This is a genomic window from Mesorhizobium sp. M5C.F.Ca.IN.020.32.2.1 (assembly GCF_004023105.1).
GTDB classification, from domain to species: Bacteria; Pseudomonadota; Alphaproteobacteria; order Rhizobiales; family Rhizobiaceae; genus Mesorhizobium; species Mesorhizobium wenxiniae.
The window spans coordinates 1-4,543 of record NZ_RZSX01000530.1 but is presented as its reverse complement, the minus strand read 5'-3'; the positions used below and the strand labels follow the sequence as shown (position 1 = coordinate 4,543).

The following is a 4,543-nucleotide window of genomic DNA, read 5'->3' as shown; positions in this document are numbered from 1 at the left end:
GCTATATCGGCCTCGGCGTCGTCGCCGACCATGATCGCCTGATCTGGCAGACAGTCCATGCTTGCCAGCGCCGACAGAAAGAATGCCGGCGAGGGCTTGCCGAGAACGTTTGCGCGTTTCAGGGAGGCAAATTCCAATGCCGCGACGAATGGCCCTGCATCGAGGCTGAGCCCGCCGTCAGCATCCCGAAACGTCCGGTTGGTGGCAAGGGCCAGCAATTCGGCCCCCGCGCTGAGCTCGCGGAACGCGTCATTCAACGCCGCATATGTGAAGGCGTCTCCGGCATCGCCGACGATGACGGCGCGCTTGTCGCGATCCGGCAGTTCGCAAAAATCCGGCGCAAGGCCGGGGTGAACCAACAAGTATGGCGCACGGCCATTCCGAAGGAGCCATTCGCGTGCAGCGTGCGCCGGGGTGAAAACATCTGCGGTGGTAACGGTGAGTCCCATCGCCTCCAGACGTTCGAGGACGCTCTGTTTCGACGAGCGCGTGGTATTGCTTACGAAGCGTATGGCCAAACCGGCCTGGCGCAAACGCGCGACGGCGTCGAGCCCGCCTGGTATGGCGGTCTCGCTATCATAGATGACGCCTGCGAGGTCCAGCAGTACACCCCTTGTCATCGGTCCAGCATGACCATGAGTCCGCCATGCGTCAAATCCGGAACTAGGCCATTGTTGTCCCTTTTGGATCAGTGCGGGGCAGGCGCACTCGATTAACCGACGGTCACTGCCACCATTCGGGGAAGGCCGTGCGTGCGGCTTCGGCCAGCGTCGCGATCTCCTCGTCGGGAACTGAGCTGTAAGGCCAGAGCAGTCGCGGGCCAAGCGGCGCCCAGCAGCCGGCCGCCGCCATCGCTTTGTCGAGCGCCGCATCGCTGACATCGTAGCGATCCCGAAAAGGCAGAACGTGAGTGGCGAGAAAGGTCTGGATGCGCGTCTCGACCTCGGCAGCGGCCGCCGCATCGGTGCGGATCATACGCCACCACATCACCGCGCCCTTCGGGTTGAGGCAGGCGACATTGGAGTAGCTGCCGTGGGCGCCTTGGGCAAATCCAGTCGCCAGCGTATGGCCGGGCACGAAGACCGAAAATCCCGGCAGTTCGCGGCGCATGTCGGAGTACCAGCTGGTATCGCCGCCCGGCAGCTTGGCGCCGACCAGCGAGGGCACGGCTGCACGCAGCCTGGCGATGCCTTCGAGCGTCAGGCGGCGCTTGGCGTGCGGTGGATTGTAGAGCACCAGCGGCATGTCGGGCGCAGTCTCGCCAAGACCGCCGACGAAACGCATGACCTCGTCGTCGCTGGGCGGCCACCAGTCGGGCAAGGTGAATTGCACTGCCGCCGGGCGAAGCGCCGACACCCGCGTCAGACGCTCGCGCGCGACGCGCGGATTGGACTGGCTGATGCCGATCTGGAAAGGCAGGCGCGCGCGGCCGGCTATCGTGGCCACCAGGTCGCAAAGCCGGTCGAACTCGGGCTCGGTCTGGCAGTGGAATTCGCAGGCGGTGCCGTTGGAATAGATGCCGTCGACTCCCGACGCGCAGAGCCGTGCGACCGTCTCCCCCGTCGCGTCCCAGTCGATCGCTCCGCGATCATCGATGGCCAGCATCACTGCACCCCAGACACCGCGCGGCGCGTGTGCAGGCAAGTGGTTCAGGTGGTCGTCCGGTTCAGCGCGCATCGGCGATTTCGTGCTCGCGCCGGGTTTCGTTCGACGCAAAGGCGGCCTCGATGATGCCAATGATCTTGCGTCCATAGGCACCGTCGACCGGCACCGGCCTGTCGTCCGCAATGGCATCGCGCATTGCGCTCCATTCGCGCACCAGCGCGTTGTGCATCCAGTTCGGCTCGAACGAGCCGGGCAGGTCGGTCCAGACCCTATCGCGGCCAAACATCGTGCCGCGGTCCATATCGATACGCAGCGTTTCCCGCTCGCAGACCAGGTCCATGGCGTAAGTGGTGGCGCCGTTGCGATAGCCAACGCTCTGCACCTGGCCGAGCCCGCCGCCGGCGAAACGCAGTCCGAGCAGGGCGGTGTCGTCGGCTTCCTGCTCATGGAACTTGGCGCCGAGCATGGCGCTCACCGACACGACATCGTCATCCATCAGCCAGACCAGGCGGTCGAGCGCATGAATGCCGGCCGTCAACAGCATGCCGCCGCCGGTTGCTTTGCGCAGATGCCAGTCGCGGCGATTGTGCTCCATCCAGAGCTTGATGATCCAACTCGATCCGATGAGCGGTCGGCCGAGCGCTCCTTCCTCGAGCATTTGCCTGGCCGCCATGCAGGGCAGGGCGAAATGCATGAGATGGGCGACCATCAGCTTGACGCCACCGGCGGCCACAGCAGCATTGATCGCATCGCAGGCCGCCGCCGTCGGGGCCATCGGCTTTTCCAGCATGATGTGCTTGCCGGCCTCTGATGCGCCGATGGCCATTTCGGCATGAAGATGGTGAGGGCTGGCGATGAGGACAGCGTCGACATCCTTGTCGTCCAGCAGCTTGCCCCAGTCGGTATAGCCGCGGCCACCGTGTTCAGCGGTGAAGCCGGCCAGGGCATCGTTATTCCCGCGGCACGATGCGACGAGATGCAGGCCGTGCACTTCCTTGATTGCCCTTGCATGGGCCGCGCCGAAATCGCCCGCCCCGATAATGCCTATTCCAATCATCGTCCTGTCTTTTCATACGCGGCATCGATCAGCGACATCGCCGCAACATAGTCATCGATCGAAATCGCCGGCGGCGCTTTTCGAGTCAGCCGGGAGAGCGTGTCGCTCATGCAGAGGCGGTAGCGCGTCGCCGGCAACTCGATCGGCAAGTCGACGATAGCGCCATCGTCAAGTGTCGCACAGATGGCGCGGTCGCCATAGTCGATGAGGGTCGCATTCTCACTGACGATGCGCCATTCGAAGTCGCCGCCGGGGCGCATTGACGCGAAAGTGTATCCTGCCTCGACGACGAACAACGCTCCGGCAGAGTCTTCCAGTACAAGCAGCGCATGGTCCTCGACCGGGGCGCGGTGAATGCGGTTCTCGATCGAAACGGCTTTGAGCCCGAGCCGGCCGGTTGCCAGACTGAGCGCGGCGTCGACGCCGTGTATGCCGAGGTTCCTCAGCGCGCCGCCGCCGCCGATCGCGGGATCCACGACCCAGGCGACGCCTTCGGCCGCATAGCGCTGCGGCGGGCCATTGACCAGGCGGAACTGGCAATGCGCAACCGCACCGGCCCGGCCTTGCTGGCGCAGCCGTTCAAAGGCGGTGACGGCCGGTCCAAAGCGGTTGGGCAGGGGAACGCTGACAAAGGCCCGGTGCTGCCTCGCCAGGTCGCGCAGCGCGGCCAACGCTCCGGTGCTGCTCGCCGCCGGCTTCTCCAGGATCAGCGGTATGCCAGCTTCGATGACAGCCCGCGCCCGCGCCGGTACGGTCGAAGGATGTCCCATCAGCAGGATCACGTCCGGCGGGCTGGAGAGGATTTTCGCAAAATCCGCAATGAACGGCAGATGATGACGCGTCGCGAAGCGGCGCGCATGCTCCGTACCCTCATCCCAAATGCCGGCTATTTCGGCGTCACATGAGTGTGCAGCGTCGAGATGCATTTCGGCGTGCCAATGGCTTGAGCCGGCCAGGACGATCTTCATTTCAGTGGTGTATCCTCCTCCTTGCAGGATATCCTACAAGTCGCTATGCTACAAGCATCGACCGCTTTGCGGCGCGCCATCGGCGCAATGCGGCGGCGCTTGGAGCAAAATGTCGGAACCCAAATCGATCTCGGAACCCAAATCCATGTCGGAACCCAAGTCGATCGAACCGCTGACCCGACCGCCGCTGCTTCACGTCAGCGTGCAGGAGAGCCTTAGGAACTATATCCAGAGCAACAAGCTCAAGGCAGGCGATCCCTTGCCTCCGGAGACCTTCCTGGCGCAGCGGCTCGGCGTCGGCCGCAACTCGGTGCGGGAAGCGATCAAAGCGCTGGAGTCGATCGGTATTTTGGAGACGCGTCGCGGCATCGGCGTGTTCGTCAAGGAATTCTCGTTCAAGCCTTTGCTGGATAATTTGGCATATGGCCTGCAGGATTCGTTGCGCGACGTGGAGGAGCTGCGCGAGATCCGCCGCGTCCTTGAAACCGGCCTCATCGCCAAGACCATCGAGATGATCAGCGCCGAAGACATCACCGCGCTGCGCCAGCTGACCGAAAGCATGCGGCGGCGCGCCGAGCGCCAGGAGAGCTTTGCCGAAGAGGACCAGCAATTCCACCAGCTGCTGTTCCGCTGCCAGAACAATCACATGCTGAGCGCGCTGATCGACATTTTTTGGGTGGCGTTCAACAAGGCCTCGAATTTCACCAGCCTCGACAATCCGACACCGCTGGCGACATGGCGCGACCATCACGAGATCGTCGAGGCCGTCGCCGCCAAGGATGTCGACCGGGCGCGTCAGCGCCTCGACGACCACTACAGGGGGATTCAGCAAGTCATCGCCAAAAACCGAACCACCTGACCCAACGCCGAACTACCTGACAATGCCAAGGGAGGAAACCATGCGCATCAAGAC

Annotated in this window: 5 protein-coding genes; 1 reads left to right on the top strand and 4 read right to left on the bottom strand. The window is 63.8% G+C overall.

The features are described from left to right. From EOA86_RS23545 to EOA86_RS23530, 4 genes are all read right to left on the bottom strand, one after another. Positions 1-620, bottom strand: a 620-nt coding sequence (locus tag EOA86_RS23545; RefSeq protein ID WP_128343844.1) for a TIGR01458 family HAD-type hydrolase, incomplete at its 3' end; no start/stop codon positions are given. 103 nt (positions 621-723) lie between these two features. After that, positions 724-1,677, bottom strand: coding sequence for a dihydrodipicolinate synthase family protein (locus tag EOA86_RS23540; RefSeq protein WP_128343843.1), 954 nt, complete (start codon positions 1,675-1,677; stop codon positions 724-726). Beyond that, positions 1,667-2,662: a Gfo/Idh/MocA family oxidoreductase gene (locus EOA86_RS23535; RefSeq protein ID WP_128343841.1), complete on the bottom strand. Its 996-nt coding sequence runs from the start codon at positions 2,660-2,662 to the stop codon at positions 1,667-1,669. Before EOA86_RS23535 ends, EOA86_RS23540 begins: the two co-directional genes overlap by 11 nt. Beyond that, positions 2,659-3,630, bottom strand: a complete 972-nt coding sequence (locus tag EOA86_RS23530) for a Gfo/Idh/MocA family oxidoreductase (protein WP_128343839.1) — start codon at positions 3,628-3,630, stop codon at positions 2,659-2,661. Before EOA86_RS23530 ends, EOA86_RS23535 begins: the two co-directional genes overlap by 4 nt. A gap of 145 nt (positions 3,631-3,775) precedes the next feature. Here EOA86_RS23530 and EOA86_RS23525 point away from each other — a divergent pair, with 145 nt between their 5' ends. Beyond that, a complete protein-coding gene (locus EOA86_RS23525) occupies positions 3,776-4,489 on the top strand; it encodes a FadR/GntR family transcriptional regulator (RefSeq protein WP_127209099.1) in 714 nt (237 codons plus the stop codon). Positions 4,490-4,543: the final 54 nt, after the last annotated feature.

Bases quoted from the DNA above. Each gene is read 5' to 3' on its own strand.
- EOA86_RS23530 (WP_128343839.1), bottom strand. From the start codon at position 3,630: ATGAAGATCGTCCTGGCCGGCTCAAGCCATTGGCACGCCGAAATGCAT.
- EOA86_RS23535 (WP_128343841.1), bottom strand. From the start codon at position 2,662: ATGATTGGAATAGGCATTATCGGGGCGGGCGATTTCGGCGCGGCCCAT.
- EOA86_RS23525 (WP_127209099.1), top strand. From the start codon at position 3,776: ATGTCGGAACCCAAGTCGATCGAACCGCTGACCCGACCGCCGCTGCTT.
- EOA86_RS23540 (WP_128343843.1), bottom strand. From the start codon at position 1,677: ATGCGCGCTGAACCGGACGACCACCTGAACCACTTGCCTGCACACGCG.